This is a genomic window from Trabulsiella guamensis ATCC 49490 (genome assembly GCF_000734965.1).
Taxonomy (GTDB): Bacteria; Pseudomonadota; Gammaproteobacteria; order Enterobacterales; family Enterobacteriaceae; genus Trabulsiella; species Trabulsiella guamensis.
On sequence record NZ_JMTB01000110.1, the window covers coordinates 1 to 18,940 of the forward strand.

At 54.1% G+C, this 18,940-nt stretch carries 16 protein-coding genes and 1 riboswitch; of the genes, 8 read left to right on the forward strand and 8 right to left on the reverse strand.

Annotated elements, in window-relative coordinates; translation table 11 throughout:
- Positions 1-260: 260 nt before the first annotated feature.
- The 8 genes from secE (at position 261) to rpoC (ending at position 12,345) form a co-directional block, all read left to right on the forward strand.
- Positions 261-644, forward strand: coding sequence for a preprotein translocase subunit SecE (secE, locus tag GTGU_RS18505; RefSeq protein WP_038160586.1), 384 nt, complete (start codon positions 261-263; stop codon positions 642-644).
- Position 645: 1 nt separating this feature from the next.
- The gene (gene nusG / locus GTGU_RS18510; protein WP_001287521.1) at positions 646-1,191 is read left to right on the forward strand and encodes a transcription termination/antitermination protein NusG; all 546 of its coding nucleotides are present in this window, start codon (positions 646-648) and stop codon (positions 1,189-1,191) included.
- A 143-nt stretch (positions 1,192-1,334) separates the two neighbouring features.
- Complete coding sequence (rplK, locus tag GTGU_RS18515) at positions 1,335-1,763, forward strand: 50S ribosomal protein L11 (RefSeq protein WP_038160592.1); 429 nt, start codon at positions 1,335-1,337, stop codon at positions 1,761-1,763.
- A 3-nt stretch (positions 1,764-1,766) separates the two neighbouring features.
- Positions 1,767-2,474 carry a 50S ribosomal protein L1 gene (gene rplA, locus GTGU_RS18520; protein ID WP_038160594.1) on the forward strand — a complete coding sequence of 236 codons (708 nt, stop codon included), beginning with the start codon at positions 1,767-1,769 and terminating at the stop codon, positions 2,472-2,474.
- 288 nt (positions 2,475-2,762) lie between these two features.
- The gene (rplJ, locus tag GTGU_RS18525; protein ID WP_038160597.1) at positions 2,763-3,260 is read left to right on the forward strand and encodes a 50S ribosomal protein L10; all 498 of its coding nucleotides are present in this window, start codon (positions 2,763-2,765) and stop codon (positions 3,258-3,260) included.
- Between the two features lie 66 nt (positions 3,261-3,326).
- Entirely contained in the window at positions 3,327-3,698 is a 372-nt protein-coding gene (gene rplL / locus GTGU_RS18530; protein ID WP_038160598.1) for a 50S ribosomal protein L7/L12, read from the forward strand.
- A gap of 318 nt (positions 3,699-4,016) precedes the next feature.
- Complete coding sequence (gene rpoB / locus GTGU_RS18535; RefSeq protein WP_038160600.1) at positions 4,017-8,045, forward strand: DNA-directed RNA polymerase subunit beta; 4,029 nt, start codon at positions 4,017-4,019, stop codon at positions 8,043-8,045.
- A gap of 76 nt (positions 8,046-8,121) precedes the next feature.
- Positions 8,122-12,345 carry a DNA-directed RNA polymerase subunit beta' gene (gene rpoC, locus GTGU_RS18540; protein WP_038160603.1) on the forward strand — a complete coding sequence of 1,408 codons (4,224 nt, stop codon included), beginning with the start codon at positions 8,122-8,124 and terminating at the stop codon, positions 12,343-12,345.
- Between the two features lie 65 nt (positions 12,346-12,410).
- Here the strand turns inward: rpoC and GTGU_RS18545 are convergent, their stop codons facing one another.
- The 8 genes from GTGU_RS18545 to thiC all read right to left on the reverse strand — a co-directional run bounded on the left by GTGU_RS18545 (position 12,411) and on the right by thiC (position 18,698).
- The gene (locus GTGU_RS18545; protein WP_038160606.1) at positions 12,411-12,731 is read right to left on the reverse strand and encodes a PTS lactose/cellobiose transporter subunit IIA; all 321 of its coding nucleotides are present in this window, start codon (positions 12,729-12,731) and stop codon (positions 12,411-12,413) included.
- 2 nt (positions 12,732-12,733) lie between these two features.
- Entirely contained in the window at positions 12,734-13,039 is a 306-nt protein-coding gene (locus GTGU_RS18550) for a PTS sugar transporter subunit IIB (RefSeq protein WP_038160609.1), read from the reverse strand.
- A gap of 300 nt (positions 13,040-13,339) precedes the next feature.
- Positions 13,340-14,467, reverse strand: coding sequence for a 2-iminoacetate synthase ThiH (gene thiH / locus GTGU_RS18555; protein WP_038160612.1), 1,128 nt, complete (start codon positions 14,465-14,467; stop codon positions 13,340-13,342).
- Positions 14,464-15,234, reverse strand: a complete 771-nt coding sequence (gene thiG / locus GTGU_RS18560) for a thiazole synthase (protein ID WP_038160615.1) — start codon at positions 15,232-15,234, stop codon at positions 14,464-14,466. The genes thiH and thiG overlap by 4 nt, the downstream gene beginning before the upstream one ends.
- Before the next feature lies 1 nt (position 15,235).
- Entirely contained in the window at positions 15,236-15,436 is a 201-nt protein-coding gene (gene thiS / locus GTGU_RS18565; protein ID WP_038160617.1) for a sulfur carrier protein ThiS, read from the reverse strand.
- Positions 15,420-16,175 (reverse strand): HesA/MoeB/ThiF family protein, encoded by a 756-nt coding sequence (locus GTGU_RS18570; RefSeq protein ID WP_038160620.1) that lies wholly within the window; start codon positions 16,173-16,175, stop codon positions 15,420-15,422. The genes thiS and GTGU_RS18570 overlap by 17 nt, the downstream gene beginning before the upstream one ends.
- A complete protein-coding gene (gene thiE, locus GTGU_RS18575) occupies positions 16,168-16,803 on the reverse strand; it encodes a thiamine phosphate synthase (protein ID WP_038160623.1) in 636 nt (211 codons plus the stop codon). The genes GTGU_RS18570 and thiE overlap by 8 nt, the downstream gene beginning before the upstream one ends.
- A complete protein-coding gene (gene thiC / locus GTGU_RS18580) occupies positions 16,803-18,698 on the reverse strand; it encodes a phosphomethylpyrimidine synthase ThiC (RefSeq protein WP_038160625.1) in 1,896 nt (631 codons plus the stop codon). The genes thiE and thiC overlap by 1 nt, the downstream gene beginning before the upstream one ends.
- An 82-nt stretch (positions 18,699-18,780) precedes the next feature.
- A riboswitch (TPP riboswitch) is annotated at positions 18,781-18,898 on the reverse strand.
- Positions 18,899-18,940 lie beyond the last annotated feature (42 nt).

The following is an 18,940-nucleotide window of genomic DNA, read 5'->3' on the forward strand; positions in this document are numbered from 1 at the left end:
CGCAGGCGTTGTTGCTAAAGTTCTCAGCTAATCGCTGATAACATTTGACGTAATGCGCAATAAAAGGGCATCATTTGATGCCCTTTTTGTACGCTTTCGAACCAGAACCTGGCTCATCAGTGATTTTATTTGTCATAATCATTGCTGAGACAGGCTCTGAAGGGGGCGTTTGACCCGAAACGCAGCAGAGCATTTCGGTTTGGTTGCCTCGCATTACGCGGGGCGAAAATGTTTGTCGAATTCTTGTGACAGGTTGGTTTATGAGTGCGAATACCGAAGCTCAAGGAAGCGGGCGCGGCCTGGAAGCGATAAAATGGCTGGTTGTTGCTGTCCTGCTGATTGTAGCTATCGTTGGCAATTACCTTTATCGTGACATGATGCTGCCGCTACGCGCGCTGGCAGTGGTTATTCTGATTGCTGCAGCGGGTGGTGTCGCGCTGTTGACGACGAAAGGTAAGGCGACTGTCGCCTTTGCTCGTGAAGCGAGAACCGAAGTCCGTAAGGTGATTTGGCCGACTCGCCAGGAAACATTGCACACCACGCTGATTGTGGCCGCAGTTACTGCTGTAATGTCACTGATCCTGTGGGGACTGGATGGTATTCTGGTTCGCCTGGTATCCCTAATCACTGGCCTGAGGTTCTGAGATGTCTGAAGCTCCTAAAAAGCGCTGGTACGTCGTTCAGGCGTTTTCCGGTTTTGAAGGCCGCGTAGCAACGTCGCTGCGCGAGCATATCAAATTACACAATATGGAAGAGTTGTTTGGTGAAGTCATGGTTCCGACCGAAGAAGTGGTCGAAATCCGTGGCGGCCAGCGTCGTAAAAGCGAGCGTAAATTCTTCCCGGGTTACGTGCTGGTTCAGATGGTAATGAACGATGCCAGCTGGCACCTGGTGCGGAGTGTTCCGCGCGTAATGGGCTTCATCGGTGGTACTTCCGATCGTCCGGCTCCGATCAGCGACAAAGAAGTTGATGCGATTATGAACCGCCTGCAGCAGGTAGGTGATAAGCCGCGTCCGAAAACGCTGTTTGAACCGGGTGAAATGGTTCGCGTTAATGACGGTCCGTTTGCTGACTTCAACGGTGTCGTGGAAGAAGTGGACTACGAGAAGTCTCGTCTGAAAGTTTCCGTATCTATCTTCGGTCGCGCGACCCCGGTAGAACTGGACTTCAGCCAGGTTGAAAAAGCATAAATAAGCAGCGATCAAACGTTGCACAAGGCGCGAGATTGGAATACAATTTCGCGCCTTTTGTATTTATGGGCCTTGCGCGCATAAATCACGTATTTATCACGGGGAGCCTCATTGAGGCGCTATACCCACTAGAGGAAACTTAAATGGCTAAGAAAGTACAAGCCTATGTCAAGCTGCAGGTTGCAGCTGGTATGGCTAACCCGAGTCCGCCAGTTGGTCCGGCTCTGGGTCAGCAGGGCGTAAACATCATGGAATTCTGTAAAGCATTCAACGCGAAAACGGATTCCATCGAGAAAGGTCTGCCGATCCCGGTAGTTATCACTGTTTACGCTGACCGTTCCTTCACGTTCATCACCAAGACTCCGCCGGCTGCTGTTCTGCTGAAGAAAGCTGCAGGCATCAAGTCTGGTTCCGGTAAGCCGAACAAAGAGAAAGTGGGTACACTGACTCGCGCTCAGCTGCAGGAAATCGCGCAGACTAAAGCTGCCGACATGACCGGTGCCGACATTGAAGCGATGACTCGCTCAATCGAAGGTACTGCGCGTTCCATGGGCCTGGTAGTGGAGGATTAAGAAATGGCTAAACTGACCAAGCGTATGCGCGTGATCCGTGAGAAAGTTGATGCGACCAAACAGTATGACATCAACGAAGCCATCACTCTGCTGAAAGAGCTGGCCACCGCTAAATTTACCGAAAGCGTTGACGTTGCTATCAACCTCGGTATCGATGCTCGTAAATCTGACCAGAACGTACGTGGTGCAACTGTACTGCCGCATGGTACTGGCCGTTCCGTTCGCGTAGCTGTATTTACCCAGGGCCCGAACGCTGAAGCTGCTAAAGCAGCTGGCGCTGAGCTGGTAGGTATGGAAGATCTGGCTGACCAGATCAAGAAAGGCGAAATGAACTTCGACGTTGTTATTGCTTCCCCGGATGCAATGCGCGTTGTTGGCCAACTGGGCCAGGTACTGGGGCCGCGTGGCCTGATGCCGAACCCGAAAGTGGGTACTGTAACCCCGAATGTTGCTGAAGCGGTTAAAAACGCGAAAGCAGGTCAGGTTCGTTACCGTAACGACAAAAACGGCATCATCCACACCACCATCGGTAAAGTGGACTTTGACGCTGACAAACTGAAAGAAAACCTGGAAGCTCTGCTGGTTGCGCTGAAAAAAGCAAAACCGACTCAGGCGAAAGGCGTGTACATCAAGAAAGTTAGCATCTCCACCACCATGGGTGCTGGTGTTGCCGTCGATCAGGCTGGCCTGACCACGACTGCTGCAAACTAATGCCTTTACGTGGGCGGTGGATTTGTCTACAATCTTACCCCCACGTTTGCTAACTAAGGTTAGCGGCTAAAGATTTGTTCGTTGGAGCCTGGCCTATCCAGGCCTCCGTCGAAGACCGCAGGTGTTTCGCAAGAAACTTAATCCCCTGCGTAGACGGTGACAGAACGCTAAGATTATTTTTTATACTTTTGGCTTGTTTCTGCTCACCGTGTTTAGACGCTCTTTTCGTTGGAAAGAGTGAAGTGAGTTCCAGAGATTTTCTCTGGCAAACATCCAGGAGCAAAGCTAATGGCTTTAAATCTTCAAGACAAACAAGCGATTGTTGCTGAAGTCAGCGAAGTAGCCAAAGGCGCGCTGTCTGCAGTAGTTGCGGATTCCCGTGGCGTAACTGTAGATAAAATGACTGAACTGCGTAAAGCAGGTCGTGAAGCTGGCGTATACATGCGTGTTGTTCGTAACACCCTGCTGCGTCGTGCTGTAGAAGGTACTGCTTTTGAGTGCCTGAAAGACACGTTTGTTGGTCCGACCCTGATTGCATACTCTATGGAACACCCGGGCGCTGCTGCTCGTCTGTTCAAAGAGTTCGCGAAAGCGAATGCAAAATTTGAGGTCAAAGCTGCAGCCTTTGAAGGTGAGTTGATCCCGGCATCCCAGATCGATCGCCTGGCAACCCTGCCGACCTACGAAGAAGCAATTGCACGCCTGATGGCAACCATGAAAGAAGCCGCTGCTGGCAAACTGGTTCGCACTCTGGCTGCTGTTCGCGATGCGAAAGAAGCTGCGTAATCGCAGTTACCTTTGTAACGCATACGCTTACGTATAAACTTATTCTGATATTCAGGAACAATTTAAATGTCTATCACTAAAGATCAAATCATTGAAGCAGTTGCCGCTATGTCCGTAATGGACGTTGTAGAACTGATCTCTGCAATGGAAGAAAAATTCGGTGTTTCTGCTGCTGCTGCTGTAGCTGTTGCTGGCGCTGGCGCTGCAACTGAAGCTGCTGAAGAGAAAACTGAATTCGACGTAATTCTGAAAGCTGCTGGTGCTAACAAAGTTGCTGTAATCAAAGCAGTACGTGGCGCTACTGGCCTGGGTCTGAAAGAAGCTAAAGACCTGGTAGAATCTGCTCCGGCCGCTCTGAAAGAAGGCGTGAGCAAAGATGACGCAGAAGCTCTGAAAAAATCTCTGGAAGAAGCTGGCGCTGAAGTTGAAGTTAAATAAGCCAACCCTTCCGGTTGCAGCCTGAGAAATCAGGCTGATGGCTGGTGACTTTTCGGTCACCAGCCTTTTTGCGCTGTAAGGCGCCAGTAGCATTTCACACTGTTTGACTACTGGTTGTCCTGACAATGCTTGTTTCTATCGACGACTTAATATACTGCGACAGGGTGCTCGCTCTGTGTAAATCGCAATGAAATGATTTAAGCGTGATAGCAACAAGCATTGCGGAAAGTGTTCCATTTTCCGGTCAACAAAATGGTGTTGCACAAACTGCCCCACGATGGGCAGATGGGTCGACTTGTCAGCGAGCTGAGGAACCCTATGGTTTACTCCTATACCGAGAAAAAACGTATTCGTAAGGATTTTGGTAAACGTCCACAAGTTCTGGATGTGCCATATCTCCTTTCTATCCAGCTTGACTCGTTCCAGAAGTTTATCGAGCAAGATCCTGAAGGACAGTACGGTCTGGAAGCTGCTTTCCGCTCCGTGTTCCCGATTCAGAGCTACAGCGGTAATTCAGAGCTGCAATACGTCAGCTACCGCCTTGGCGAACCGGTGTTTGACGTTCAGGAATGTCAGATCCGCGGCGTGACCTATTCCGCCCCACTGCGCGTTAAACTGCGTCTGGTGATCTACGAGCGCGAAGCGCCGGAAGGCACCGTTAAAGACATTAAAGAACAAGAAGTCTACATGGGTGAAATTCCACTCATGACAGACAATGGTACCTTCGTTATTAACGGTACCGAGCGTGTTATCGTTTCTCAGCTGCACCGTAGCCCTGGTGTCTTCTTTGACAGCGACAAAGGTAAGACCCACTCTTCCGGTAAAGTGCTGTATAACGCGCGAATCATCCCTTACCGTGGTTCCTGGCTGGACTTCGAATTCGATCCGAAAGACAACCTGTTCGTTCGTATCGACCGTCGTCGTAAACTGCCTGCGACCATCATTCTGCGTGCGCTGAATTACACCACTGAGCAGATCCTTGATCTGTTCTTTGAGAAAGTGGTTTTCGAAATTCGCGACAACAAGCTACAGATGGAACTGGTGCCGGAACGCCTGCGTGGCGAGACCGCCTCTTTTGACATCGAAGCTGACGGCAAAGTGTATGTGGAAAAAGGCCGCCGCATTACTGCGCGCCACATCCGCCAGCTGGAAAAAGACGATATCAAACATATCGAAGTTCCGGTTGAGTACATCGCTGGCAAAGTGTCTGCGAAAGACTATGTTGACGAATCAACTGGCGAGCTGATCTGCTCTGCGAACATGGAGCTGAGCCTGGATCTGCTGGCGAAGCTGAGCCAGTCTGGCCACAAACGTATCGAAACGCTGTTCACCAACGATTTGGACCACGGTCCGTACATGTCTGAGACGGTACGCATCGATCCAACCAATGATCGTCTGAGCGCGCTGGTAGAAATCTACCGCATGATGCGCCCTGGTGAGCCGCCGACTCGTGAAGCGGCTGAAAGCCTGTTTGAGAACCTGTTCTTCTCCGAAGACCGCTACGATCTGTCTGCGGTTGGCCGTATGAAGTTCAACCGTTCTCTGCTGCGCGACGAAATCGAAGGTTCCGGTATCCTGAGTAAAGAAGACATCATTGATGTCATGAAAAAACTCATCGATATCCGTAACGGCAAGGGCGAAGTGGACGATATCGATCACCTCGGCAACCGTCGTATCCGTTCCGTGGGCGAAATGGCGGAAAACCAGTTCCGTGTTGGCCTGGTGCGTGTAGAGCGTGCGGTGAAAGAGCGTCTGTCTCTGGGCGATCTCGACACCCTGATGCCGCAGGATATGATCAACGCCAAGCCTATTTCCGCCGCAGTGAAAGAATTCTTTGGTTCCAGCCAACTGTCTCAGTTTATGGACCAGAACAACCCGCTGTCTGAGATCACGCACAAGCGTCGTATCTCTGCACTCGGCCCAGGCGGTCTGACCCGTGAACGCGCAGGCTTCGAAGTTCGAGACGTACACCCGACCCACTACGGACGCGTATGTCCTATCGAAACGCCTGAAGGTCCGAACATCGGTCTGATCAACTCCCTGTCCGTTTATGCACAGACTAACGAATACGGTTTCCTTGAAACCCCGTATCGTAAAGTAACTGACGGTGTGGTGACTGACGAAATTCATTACCTGTCCGCAATTGAGGAAGGTAACTACGTAATCGCTCAGGCGAACACCAACCTGACGGAAGAAGGTCGTTTTGTAGACGATCTGGTCACCTGCCGCAGCAAAGGCGAATCCAGCCTGTTCAGCGCAGACCAGGTTGACTACATGGACGTTTCCACTCAGCAGGTGGTTTCCGTCGGTGCATCCCTGATCCCGTTCCTGGAACACGATGACGCCAACCGTGCATTGATGGGTGCGAACATGCAACGTCAGGCGGTTCCGACCCTGCGCTCTGATAAGCCGCTGGTCGGTACCGGTATGGAACGTGCTGTTGCCGTTGACTCCGGTGTTACCGCGGTAGCTAAGCGTGGCGGTCTGGTTCAGTACGTGGATGCATCCCGTATCGTTATCAAAGTTAACGAAGACGAGATGTACCCGGGCGAAGCTGGTATCGACATCTATAACCTGACCAAGTACACCCGTTCTAACCAGAACACCTGTATCAACCAGATGCCGTGTGTCTCTCTGGGTGAGCCGGTTGAGCGTGGCGACGTGCTGGCTGACGGTCCGTCCACTGACCTCGGTGAACTGGCGCTCGGTCAGAACATGCGTGTCGCGTTCATGCCGTGGAACGGTTACAACTTCGAAGACTCCATCCTCGTCTCCGAGCGTGTGGTTCAGGAAGATCGTTTCACTACTATTCACATCCAGGAACTGGCGTGTGTGTCCCGTGACACCAAGCTGGGACCAGAAGAGATCACCGCTGACATCCCGAACGTGGGTGAAGCTGCGCTCTCCAAACTGGATGAATCCGGTATCGTTTACATCGGTGCAGAAGTCACCGGCGGTGACATCCTGGTAGGTAAGGTTACGCCGAAAGGTGAAACTCAGCTGACCCCGGAAGAGAAGCTGCTGCGCGCGATCTTCGGTGAGAAAGCGTCTGACGTTAAAGACTCTTCTCTGCGCGTACCGAACGGCGTATCGGGTACCGTTATCGACGTTCAGGTCTTTACCCGTGATGGCGTAGAAAAAGACAAACGTGCGCTGGAAATCGAAGAGATGCAACTCAAACAGGCGAAGAAAGACCTGTCTGAAGAACTGCAGATCCTCGAAGCGGGCCTGTTTGGTCGTATCTACGCGGTCCTGGTCTCCGGTGGTGTTGAAGCTGAGAAGCTCGACAAACTGCCGCGCGATCGCTGGCTGGAACTGGGCCTGACCGACGAAGAGAAACAAAATCAGCTGGAACAACTGGCTGAGCAGTATGACGAACTGAAGCACGAGTTCGAGAAGAAACTCGAAGCGAAACGCCGCAAAATCACTCAGGGCGACGATCTGGCACCAGGCGTGCTGAAGATTGTTAAGGTGTATCTGGCCGTTAAACGTCAGATCCAGCCGGGTGATAAAATGGCGGGTCGTCACGGTAACAAGGGTGTTATCTCCAAGATCAACCCGATCGAGGATATGCCTTACGATGAAAACGGCACGCCGGTAGATATCGTACTGAACCCGCTGGGCGTACCGTCTCGTATGAACATCGGTCAGATCCTCGAAACCCACCTGGGTATGGCTGCGAAAGGCATTGGCGACAAGATTAACGCCATGCTGAAACAGCAGCAGGAAGTCGCGAAACTGCGCGAATTCATCCAGCGTGCGTACGATCTGGGCGCTGACGTTCGTCAGAAAGTCGACCTGAGCACCTTCAGCGATGAAGAAGTTCTGCGTCTGGCAGAAAACCTGCGTAAAGGCATGCCGATCGCAACGCCGGTCTTCGACGGTGCGAAAGAGTCAGAAATCAAGGAACTGTTACAGCTGGGTGGCCTGCCGACTTCCGGTCAGATCACACTGTTCGACGGTCGTACCGGTGAGCAGTTCGAGCGCCAGGTTACCGTTGGCTACATGTACATGCTGAAACTGAACCACCTGGTTGATGACAAAATGCATGCGCGTTCTACCGGATCCTACAGCCTGGTTACTCAGCAGCCGCTGGGTGGTAAGGCACAGTTCGGTGGTCAGCGCTTCGGGGAGATGGAAGTGTGGGCGCTGGAAGCATATGGCGCCGCTTACACCCTGCAGGAAATGCTCACCGTTAAGTCTGATGACGTGAACGGTCGTACCAAGATGTATAAAAACATCGTGGACGGCAACCATCAGATGGAGCCGGGCATGCCAGAGTCCTTCAACGTACTGTTGAAAGAGATTCGTTCGCTGGGTATCAACATCGAACTGGAAGACGAGTAATTCTCGCTCAAACAGGTCACTGCTGTCGGGGTAAAACCCGGCAGCAGAGTGTGCTAACTCCGACGGGAGCAAATCCGTGAAAGACTTATTAAAGTTTCTGAAAGCGCAAACTAAAACCGAAGAGTTTGATGCGATCAAAATTGCTCTGGCTTCGCCAGACATGATCCGTTCATGGTCTTTCGGTGAAGTTAAAAAGCCGGAAACCATCAACTACCGTACGTTCAAACCTGAGCGTGACGGTCTGTTCTGCGCTCGTATCTTCGGGCCAGTTAAAGACTATGAGTGCCTGTGCGGTAAGTACAAGCGCCTGAAACACCGTGGCGTGATCTGTGAGAAGTGCGGCGTTGAAGTGACCCAGACCAAAGTGCGTCGTGAGCGCATGGGCCACATCGAGCTGGCGTCTCCGACTGCCCACATCTGGTTCCTGAAATCACTGCCGTCCCGTATCGGTCTGCTGCTCGATATGCCGCTGCGCGATATCGAACGCGTACTGTACTTCGAATCTTATGTTGTTATCGAAGGCGGTATGACTAATCTGGAACGCAATCAGATCCTGACGGAAGAACAGTATCTGGACGCGCTGGAAGAGTTCGGTGACGAATTCGACGCGAAGATGGGTGCGGAAGCTATCCAGGCTCTGTTGAAGAGCATGGATCTGGAGCAAGAGTGCGAACAGCTGCGTGAAGAGTTGAACGAAACCAACTCCGAAACCAAGCGTAAAAAGCTGACCAAGCGCATCAAGCTGCTGGAAGCGTTCGTACAGTCTGGTAACAAGCCGGAGTGGATGATCCTGACCGTTCTGCCGGTTCTGCCGCCAGATCTGCGTCCGCTGGTTCCGCTGGATGGCGGTCGTTTCGCAACGTCCGATCTGAACGATCTGTATCGTCGCGTGATCAACCGTAACAACCGTCTGAAACGTCTGCTGGATCTGGCTGCGCCGGATATCATCGTACGCAACGAAAAACGTATGCTGCAGGAAGCGGTAGATGCCCTGCTGGATAACGGTCGTCGCGGTCGTGCGATCACCGGTTCCAACAAGCGTCCGCTGAAATCTCTGGCTGACATGATCAAAGGTAAGCAGGGTCGTTTCCGTCAGAACCTGCTCGGTAAGCGTGTTGACTACTCCGGTCGTTCCGTAATCACCGTAGGTCCATACCTGCGTCTGCATCAGTGCGGTCTGCCGAAGAAAATGGCGCTGGAACTGTTCAAACCGTTCATTTACGGCAAGCTGGAACTGCGTGGCCTCGCCACCACCATCAAAGCCGCTAAGAAGATGGTTGAGCGTGAAGAAGCGGTCGTATGGGATATCCTGGATGAAGTTATCCGTGAGCACCCGGTACTGCTGAACCGTGCACCAACCCTTCACCGTCTGGGTATCCAGGCGTTTGAACCGGTTCTGATTGAAGGTAAAGCCATCCAGCTGCATCCGCTGGTTTGTGCGGCATACAACGCCGACTTCGATGGTGACCAGATGGCTGTTCACGTACCGCTGACGCTGGAAGCCCAGCTTGAAGCGCGTGCGCTGATGATGTCTACCAACAACATCCTGTCCCCAGCGAACGGCGAACCTATCATCGTTCCGTCTCAGGACGTTGTACTGGGTCTGTACTACATGACCCGTGACTGTGTTAACGCCAAAGGCGAAGGCATGGTGCTGACTGGCCCGAAAGAAGCTGAGCGTATTTATCGCGCTGGCCTGGCCTCTCTGCATGCGCGCGTTAAAGTGCGTATCACTGAATACGAAAAAGATGCCAACGGCGAATTCGTAGCGAAAACCAGCCTGAAAGATACGACTATTGGTCGTTCTATTCTGTGGATGATCGTACCGAAAGGTCTGCCTTTCTCCATCGTCAACCAGGCGCTGGGCAAGAAAGCTATCTCCAAAATGCTGAACACTTGTTACCGTATTCTGGGCCTGAAACCGACCGTTATTTTTGCTGACCAGACGATGTACACCGGCTTTGCTTATGCAGCGCGTTCAGGTGCTTCTGTTGGTATCGATGACATGGTCATCCCGGCGAAAAAACACGAAATCATCAGCGAAGCGGAAGCGGAAGTTGCTGAGATTCAGGAGCAGTTCCAGTCTGGTCTGGTTACCGCGGGCGAACGCTACAACAAAGTTATCGATATCTGGGCTGCGGCAAACGATCGTGTATCCAAAGCGATGATGGATAACCTGCAAACTGAAACCGTCATTAACCGTGAAGGTAAAGAAGAACAGCAGGTTTCTTTCAACAGCATCTACATGATGGCCGACTCCGGTGCGCGTGGTTCTGCGGCACAGATTCGTCAGCTGGCTGGTATGCGTGGTCTGATGGCGAAGCCAGATGGCTCCATCATCGAAACGCCGATTACCGCGAACTTCCGTGAAGGTCTGAACGTACTCCAGTACTTCATCTCCACCCACGGTGCTCGTAAAGGTCTGGCGGATACCGCACTGAAAACCGCGAACTCCGGTTATCTGACGCGTCGTCTGGTGGACGTTGCGCAGGATCTGGTCGTTACCGAAGACGACTGCGGCACGCTGGAAGGTATCACCATGACCCCGGTTATCGAGGGTGGTGATGTTAAAGAGCCGCTGCGTGATCGCGTTCTGGGTCGTGTGACCGCGGAAGACGTTCTGAAGCCGGGTACGGCGGACATTCTGGTTCCGCGTAACACGCTGCTCAACGAACAGTGGTGTGATCAGCTGGAAGCGAACTCCGTTGACTCTGTCAAAGTCCGTTCCGTTGTATCCTGTGACACCGACTTTGGTGTATGTGCGCACTGCTATGGTCGTGACCTGGCGCGTGGCCACATCATCAACAAAGGTGAAGCTATCGGTGTTATCGCGGCACAGTCCATCGGTGAGCCGGGTACACAGCTGACGATGCGTACGTTCCACATCGGTGGTGCGGCATCTCGTGCGGCAGCTGAATCCAGCATCCAGGTGAAAAACAAAGGTAGCATCAAGCTCAGCAACGCGAAGTCGGTTGTGAACTCCAGCGGTAAACTGGTTATCACTTCCCGTAATACCGAGCTGAAACTGATCGACGAATTCGGTCGTACCAAAGAGAGCTATAAAGTGCCTTACGGCGCGGTGATGGCGAAAGGTGATGGTGAGCAGGTTGCTGGCGGTGAAACTGTTGCAAACTGGGATCCGCACACCATGCCGGTTATCACCGAAGTGGCGGGTTTCATCCGCTTCACCGATATGATCGATGGCCAGACGATTACCCGTCAGACCGACGAACTGACCGGTCTCTCTTCTCTGGTGGTTCTGGATTCCGCAGAACGTACCACGGGTGGTAAAGACCTGCGTCCGGCACTGAAAATTGTTGATGCTCAGGGCAATGACGTTCTGATCCCCGGCACCGATATGCCGGCTCAGTACTTCCTGCCGGGTAAAGCGATTGTTCAGCTGGAAGATGGCGTTCAGATTAGCTCTGGTGACACCCTGGCGCGTATTCCGCAGGAATCTGGCGGTACCAAGGATATTACCGGTGGTCTGCCGCGCGTTGCGGATCTGTTCGAAGCCCGTCGTCCGAAAGAGCCGGCAATTCTGGCAGAAATCAGCGGTATCATTTCCTTCGGTAAAGAAACCAAAGGTAAACGCCGTCTGGTGATTACGCCGGTTGATGGTAGCGATCCGTACGAAGAGATGATCCCGAAATGGCGTCAGCTCAACGTGTTTGAAGGTGAACGTGTAGAACGTGGTGACGTGGTTTCCGACGGTCCGGAAGCGCCACACGATATCCTGCGTCTGCGTGGCGTTCACGCGGTAACGCGTTACATCGTCAACGAAGTGCAGGACGTTTACCGTCTGCAGGGCGTTAAGATCAACGATAAACACATTGAAGTTATCGTTCGTCAGATGCTGCGTAAAGCCACCATTGTGAACGCGGGCAGCTCCGAGTTCCTCGAAGGTGAGCAGGTTGAATACTCTCGCGTTAAGATCGCTAACCGCGATCTGGAAGCGAACGGCAAAGTTGGTGCGACCTTCGCACGTGACCTGCTGGGTATCACCAAAGCGTCTCTGGCAACCGAGTCCTTCATCTCTGCGGCGTCGTTCCAGGAAACGACTCGCGTTCTGACCGAAGCAGCTGTTGCGGGTAAACGCGACGAACTGCGCGGTCTGAAAGAGAACGTTATCGTGGGGCGTCTGATCCCGGCCGGTACCGGTTACGCGTACCACCAGGATCGCATGCGCCGCCGTGCTGCGGGTGAACTCCCGGCTGCACCGCAGGTGACTGCTGAAGACGCTTCTGCCAGCCTGGCAGAGCTGCTGAACGCAGGCCTGGGCGGTTCTGATAACGAGTAATCGTTGCTGACCTGAATAAAAAACCCGCTTCGGCGGGTTTTTTTATATGTGGCTGAGTATTGTTGTTATGACTGCGCGGGCGGTAGACGGCGATAGAGTTCAATCATGTCGCCAGCCAGGTCCTGAATCACCATGGCATTCATCAGGTGATCTTGCGAGTGAACAGTAATCAGGTTAACCGGCAGTTTTCCGGTGCCCTCGTCCAGGCCGATGAGTTTCGTCTGGATGGTATGCGCGTGTTTCACAAATTCGCGCGACTCTTCCATCGCTTTTTCCGCATCGGCAAACTCACCCCTGCGCGCCATTTGCAACGCGGTGAGGGCAGAACTGCGGGCGGTGCCTGCATTCACCAGCAACTCCATGATCGTTGTTTCTAAATCTTCCATGTTTACTCCATCAGTTTGAGCGCTTTATCAAGCACGGCGTCGCCTTTCATCATGCCGTAATCCATCATATCGATGACCGCGACTTTCTTGCCCAGTGGTTCGGCCTGCGCCTGGAGTTTTGCCAGCTCGTATTTAACCTGCGGGCCCAGCAGGACAATATCCGCCGTGGCGATGTTGTCTTTAAACTCGGCCACCGGAACGGCCTTGATAGAGACATCCACGCCTTTTTTCTGGGCCGCATCTTTCATACGTTGAACCAGCATGCTGGTGGACATCCCGGCGGCACAGCATAAAACAATGTTTTTCATAACTCCCCCTCGTGGTTGTCGATAGATATTCTTTATCCCGTGCAGAAACGGAGAACAACCGCTTTGCGGCGATTGTGTGTAAGTCATCACAAAAAATGAAACCGGTTACAGTCTTGTTTTCTGGCATAAAAACGAGCCATCGAGGGCAGGGCGGACAGAGGAAGAAGGTGTCCGCCCTGGTCAACATCCATTGCTGACGGCATGCAGAGTAACGAACCGGAAAGGTGTGCTCAATTTCCCGGTTCTGGCTTTGCGAAGTGTTATCAGGACTTTAGTGTCATGCGACAAGATGTTGCGAAATTATTGCGAGGTCCGTCCCAACCAGCTGTCCCAGTCTTTCCATACCGGCTGTAATCCCCTGGCGATCAAGGCACTGGCGACCTCTTCCGGGCGGCGTCCATCATGCGGCGCAAACTGCTCCAGTTCAGGATGATCATCAGCGTAACCGCCGGGCTGGGTTTTGGAAAACGCACTGACGTTATTGATGGCTAATGGGATCACGCGGTCTCGAAACCAGGGGGATTCGCGGGTCGAAAGCGACAGTTCAACTTCCGGTGCCAGCAGGCGAAAAGCGCAAATCACCTGCACCAGTTGGCGCTCATCCATCACAGATGCCGGTTCAATACCGCCCGCACAAGGCCGCAGACGCGGAAACGAGACCGAATAACGGCTCTTCCAGTAGTGCTGTTGCAGCCACAGCAGATGTTCTGCCACCATATAGCAATCCACCCGCCAGCTGTCGGACAAACCGATTAACGCGCCCAGCCCTATCTTGTCGATACCCGCTTTCCCCAGCCGATCCGGTGTTTCCAGCCGCCAGACGAAATCCTGTTTATTGCCCTTAAGATGATGTTGTGCATAAATCGCCTCGTGGTAGGTTTCCTGGTAGACCATTACGCCGTCCAGGCCGAGCGTTTTCAGCTCGGCATAATCTGCCTGCGACATGGGCTGCACTTCCATTTGTAATGAGGCGAACCGACGGCGGATTGCTGGCAAATGCTGACGAAAATAGTCCATCCCCACTTTTTTCTGATGCTCACCAGTAACCAGCAGCAGATGCTCAAAGCCCAGCTCTCGGATGGCGGTGCATTCACGATCAATTTCCTGGGCATCTAACGTCTTGCGTTTAATGCGGTTACTCATTGAAAAACCACAGTAGGTGCAGTCATTAGCGCAGAGATTAGAAAGGTACAACGGCACATAGAAGCTGACAGTATTGCCGAAGCGCTGGCGCGTCAGCCGCTGCGCGCGTTGCGCCAGAGGTTCGAGAAAAGCGCTGGCAGCGGGTGACAGCAACGCCATCATGTCATCCCGCGTCAACTGACGGGCTGTGATTGCCCGTTCAACGTCAGCGGGCGTTTTGCTGTTAATACGCAGGCGAATGTCATCCCAGTCTAGCTGACGCCAGCGTTCGGTGAATGTGCTCATGACAGCGCCTCCAGAAAACCGGTCAGCGGGCTGGTGGCCTGCGCCTGAACGCTGCGTGTGCCCGGAACGGCATCGCGTGCCAGCAGGCCGGCATTGACGGCCAGACGAAATGCCTGTGCCATTTTCACCGGGTCGTCTGCCACGGCGATGGCCGTGTTAACCAGTACGGCATCCGCACCCATTTCCAGCGCCTGTGCGGCGTGACTGGGTACGCCGATACCGGCATCTACCACCACTGGCACGGTGGCCTGTTCGATGATGATCTCCAGCATCGCGCGGGTTTCCAGTCCCTGGTTGGAGCCAATCGGCGCACCCAATGGCATGACTGCCGCACAGCCGACCTCTTCCAGACGTTTGCACAGCACAGGATCGGCCCCGCAATAAGGCAGCACTACAAACCCTTGCTGTACCAGTTTTTCCGCTGCTTTCAGGGTTTCAATCGGATCCGGCAGCAGCCAGCGGGCATCCGGGTGGATCTCCAGTTTCAGCCAGTGCGTGCCAAGCGCTTCCCGCGCCAGTTGCGCGGCAAAAATGGCTTCCTCCGCTGTTTTTGCGCCGGAGGTGTTAGGTAACAGCGTGACGCCTGCATCAAGCAGTGGCGCAAGAATGGCATCGTTATGCTCGTGCACATTGACACGTTTCATTGCCAGCGTGACCAGCTGGCTACCGGATGCGCGAATGGCCTCCACCATCAGCTGCGGCGTGGCGAATTTGCCGGTGCCAGTAAAAAGATGTGAATCGAATGTTTTATCTGCAATGCGTAACATATCAACCTCCTGCAATCACCTGAAAAAGCAGGATATTGTCGCCGTCCTGCAGAGGATGAACCGCCCACTGTTCGCGTGGGAGTACCTGTTGATTCAGCGCCAGCGCGATGCCGGATTTGTGTTGCCCCAGTTGCCTGAGCAGATCCGCCACAGTGGATCCCGCAGCGCACTGAACGGCCTCGTCGTTAAACTGGATCTGCATGCCGCCCTCCGCATACCGGGCAGTGCTGCGAGCGGCGCAGCGCCAGCGTCCGCCAGCCGCTGGTACGGGCGTCGAACAGCCATAATTCGTTGCGAACGGTGTCCATGCCGCTCAGCAATTTAATGGCTTCGAGCGCCTGTAGCGTGCCCATCACGCCCACCACTGGCCCGATGATGCCGGCGTTGCGGCAGTTGCGTTCCGGTTCGTGTTCGTCCGGCCACAGGCAGCGATAACAGCCTTGTGTCCACGGCGGCGTCAGTACCATCAACTGACCGCCAAACCCGACAGCGCTGGCGGTAATCAGCGGTGTATCAAGCGCCACGCAGGCGGCGTTGATTGCCTGCCGTGTCGCCATGTTATCGGTGCAGTCCAGCACCACATCCGCTTTCGCCACTTCCTGCCGTAATGCCTCGCCGGAGAGCCGTTGCCGGAGTGCGATTAGCTCGATTTGTGGATTGAGTTGATGAAGGCGCTGCTGCGCCACCTGCGCTTTCGGCTGCGCGATATCATTGCTGGTATACAGGATTTGCCGCTGCAGATTGCTGAGATGCACGTCGTCGTCGTCGGCCAGCACCAGCGTCCCGATGCCTGCCCCGGCCAGGTACAATGCGGCGGGCGATCCCAGACCGCCGAGCCCGACAATCAGTACCCGGCTGGTGAGCAGTTTTTGCTGACCATCAACCGCGATATCCTCAAGCAACAACTGGCGGCTGTAACGCATGAAATCATGGTCATTCATCGCCTGCTCCCGCCATTTCAAGCAATTGCGCTGTTGCCATCTGCCAGTCCGGAGCCTGAGTGATGGCGCTGACGACGGCAATACTGCCGACGCCGGTGGTCAGTACCGATGGCGCGCGTTCGATACTGATGCCGCCAATGGCCACTGTGGGGTAATCATTAAGCCGCTGGATGTGCGACGCCAGCTGCGCCAGCCCCTGTGGGGCGGACGGCATCTGTTTGGTCTGCGTCGGGAACACATGCCCCAGAGCGATGTATGACGGTTTAACCGCCAGCGCGACATCGATTTCCATATCGTCATGTGTTGATACGCCAAGGCGCAAACCGGCGTCACGAATGGCCTGCAGATCGGTGGTTTCCAGGTCTTCCTGGCCAAGATGTACACCATACGCCTGATGTTTAATGGCCAGCCGCCAGTAGTCGTTGATGAATAACCGGGCGCGGTAACGGCGGCCCAACTGGATCGCACGGATCACATCCGCTTCGACCTCATCGTCAGGCAGATCTTTAATTCTCAACTGGATGGTCCGCACGCCCGCCTCCAGCAGGCGTTCGATCCATTCCACGCTATCGACTACCGGATATAATCCGAGGCGGAAGGGAACGGGTGGAAAATTGGGCTGATACATTACACTTCCTCCTGCTTCAGATAGATTTCACCCCCTTTGGCACGGAAGCTGTTTGACATATTCGCCATGCCGACCTCGATGGCCTGCTTCGCGGCATAATCGCGTACTTCCTGAGTGATTTTCATAGAGCAGAATTTCGGGCCGCACATGGAGCAGAAATGCGCCACTTTGCCGGACTCCTGCGGCAGGGTTTCATCGTGATATGCACGGGCGGTGAACGGGTCGAGCGCGAGGTTAAATTGATCTTCCCAGCGGAATTCAAAGCGCGCTTTCGACATGGCATTGTCGCGGATTTGCGCACCGGGATGGCCTTTCGCCAGATCAGCGGCGTGGGCGGCGATCTTGTAAGTGATAAGCCCCTGTTTTACGTCCTCTTTGTTCGGCAGGCCGAGGTGTTCTTTCGGCGTTACATAGCAAAGCATCGCGCAACCGAACCAGCCAATCATTGCGGCGCCAATGCCGGAGGTAAAATGGTCATAACCCGGCGCGATGTCGGTGGTCAACGGGCCGAGAGTGTAGAACGGCGCTTCGTGGCAGTGTTCCAGCTCTTCGGTCATGTTGCGGCGAATCATCTGCATGGGAATATGCCCCGGACCTTCGATCATCACCTGAACGTCGTACTCCCAGGCGATTTTCGTCAGTTCGCCCAGCGTGTGCAGTTCGGCGAACTGCGCTTCGTCGTTGGCGTCCTGAATTGACCCCGGACGCAGTCCGTCGCCCAACGACAGTGAGACGTCATAGGCGGCGCAGATCTCACAGATGTCGCGGAAGCGCTCATAGAGGAAATTCTCTTTATGATGCGACAGGCACCATTTTGCCATGATCGAGCCGCCGCGGGAGACGATGCCGGTCAGGCGTTTGGCGGTCATTGGTACGTAGCGCAGCAGCACGCCAGCATGAATGGTGAAGTAGTCAACGCCTTGTTCCGCCTGCTCCAGCAGCGTGTCGCGGAAGGCTTCCCACGTCAGATCTTCGGCGATCCCGTTTACCTTCTCCAGCGCCTGGTAGATCGGTACGGTACCGATCGGCACCGGGCTGTTACGCAGGATCCATTCACGGGTTTCATGAATATAACGTCCGGTTGACAGATCCATCACCGTATCGGCGCCCCAGCGGGTCGACCACACCAGTTTCTCTACCTCTTCTTCGATGGAGGAGGTCACTGCAGAGTTGCCGATGTTGGCATTCACTTTCACCAGAAAATTGCGGCCGATGATCATCGGCTCTGATTCCGGGTGGTTGATGTTCGCCGGGATAATTGCGCGGCCTGCAGCCACTTCGTCACGGACAAATTCCGGGGTGATGTTTTCTGGCAGGCGTGCGCCAAAACCTTCACCGGGATGCTGCTGGCGCAGTACTTCGCTGCGGATCCGCTCGCGACCCATGTTTTCGCGAATGGCAATGAACTCCATTTCCGGCGTGACGATCCCCTGACGAGCGTAATGCAGTTGGGTGACGCGTTTGCCAGCTCTGGCGCGCTTTGGCGTCAGTACACCGTTGAAGCGCAGCTCGTCAAGGCCATCATCGGCAAGGCGGGCTTTGGTGTACGCCGAGCTGCGTTCTGCCAGCGGCTCGCTGTCGCCGCGCGCATCGATCCATGACTGGCGCAGTTTTGCCAGCCCCTGCTGCACGTCGATGGCAACTGCCGGATCACCATAAGGCCCGGAGGTATCGTACACCGGCACCGCTTCGTTATCTTCGTACTGCGGATTGTCTTTGCTGCCGCCGATAAGCGTCGGGCTGAGTTGGATCTCCCGCATCGGAACGCGGATATCCGCCTGTGAACCCTGAATATAAATACGGGCTGAGTTGGGGAAAGCGGTGCCTTCCAGCGTGTCGATAAAGTGTTGGGCGTGTTCGCGCTGCTCGCGACGGGTAAGTTTTGTAGTAGACATAGCTCATTCCAGAAAAGAGGACGTGGCTTGTCAGACGACGGAGGGAGTAATAGTGACTATTGCCCGAAAGGGCGACCGCCTGTGGCGAATTACTCTTGTTCCCTTCGCAGGTTTTAGCCTGATCAGGTTCCGCGGATCCCGAATAAACGGTCTCAGCCCGTGTTTTTCATTTTCAACACTGGGCACTCCGACAAGAAGCACCCCTCACAGAAGAGGGGATCATTATGTAAACTACTCGTTAA

Coding starts and splice junctions, on each gene's coding strand:
- rplK (WP_038160592.1), top strand. CDS start 1,335: ATGGCTAAGAAAGTACAAGCCTATGTCAAGCTGCAGGTTGCAGCTGGT.
- thiG (WP_038160615.1), bottom strand. CDS start 15,234: ATGTTACGCATTGCAGATAAAACATTCGATTCACATCTTTTTACTGGC.
- rplA (WP_038160594.1), top strand. CDS start 1,767: ATGGCTAAACTGACCAAGCGTATGCGCGTGATCCGTGAGAAAGTTGAT.
- rplL (WP_038160598.1), top strand. CDS start 3,327: ATGTCTATCACTAAAGATCAAATCATTGAAGCAGTTGCCGCTATGTCC.
- GTGU_RS18550 (WP_038160609.1), bottom strand. CDS start 13,039: ATGAAAAACATTGTTTTATGCTGTGCCGCCGGGATGTCCACCAGCATG.
- thiE (WP_038160623.1), bottom strand. CDS start 16,803: ATGTATCAGCCCAATTTTCCACCCGTTCCCTTCCGCCTCGGATTATAT.
- rpoB (WP_038160600.1), top strand. CDS start 4,017: ATGGTTTACTCCTATACCGAGAAAAAACGTATTCGTAAGGATTTTGGT.
- rplJ (WP_038160597.1), top strand. CDS start 2,763: ATGGCTTTAAATCTTCAAGACAAACAAGCGATTGTTGCTGAAGTCAGC.
- thiH (WP_038160612.1), bottom strand. CDS start 14,467: ATGAGCACATTCACCGAACGCTGGCGTCAGCTAGACTGGGATGACATT.
- GTGU_RS18570 (WP_038160620.1), bottom strand. CDS start 16,175: ATGAATGACCATGATTTCATGCGTTACAGCCGCCAGTTGTTGCTTGAG.
- thiS (WP_038160617.1), bottom strand. CDS start 15,436: ATGCAGATCCAGTTTAACGACGAGGCCGTTCAGTGCGCTGCGGGATCC.
- secE (WP_038160586.1), top strand. CDS start 261: ATGAGTGCGAATACCGAAGCTCAAGGAAGCGGGCGCGGCCTGGAAGCG.
- nusG (WP_001287521.1), top strand. CDS start 646: ATGTCTGAAGCTCCTAAAAAGCGCTGGTACGTCGTTCAGGCGTTTTCC.
- thiC (WP_038160625.1), bottom strand. CDS start 18,698: ATGTCTACTACAAAACTTACCCGTCGCGAGCAGCGCGAACACGCCCAA.
- GTGU_RS18545 (WP_038160606.1), bottom strand. CDS start 12,731: ATGGAAGATTTAGAAACAACGATCATGGAGTTGCTGGTGAATGCAGGC.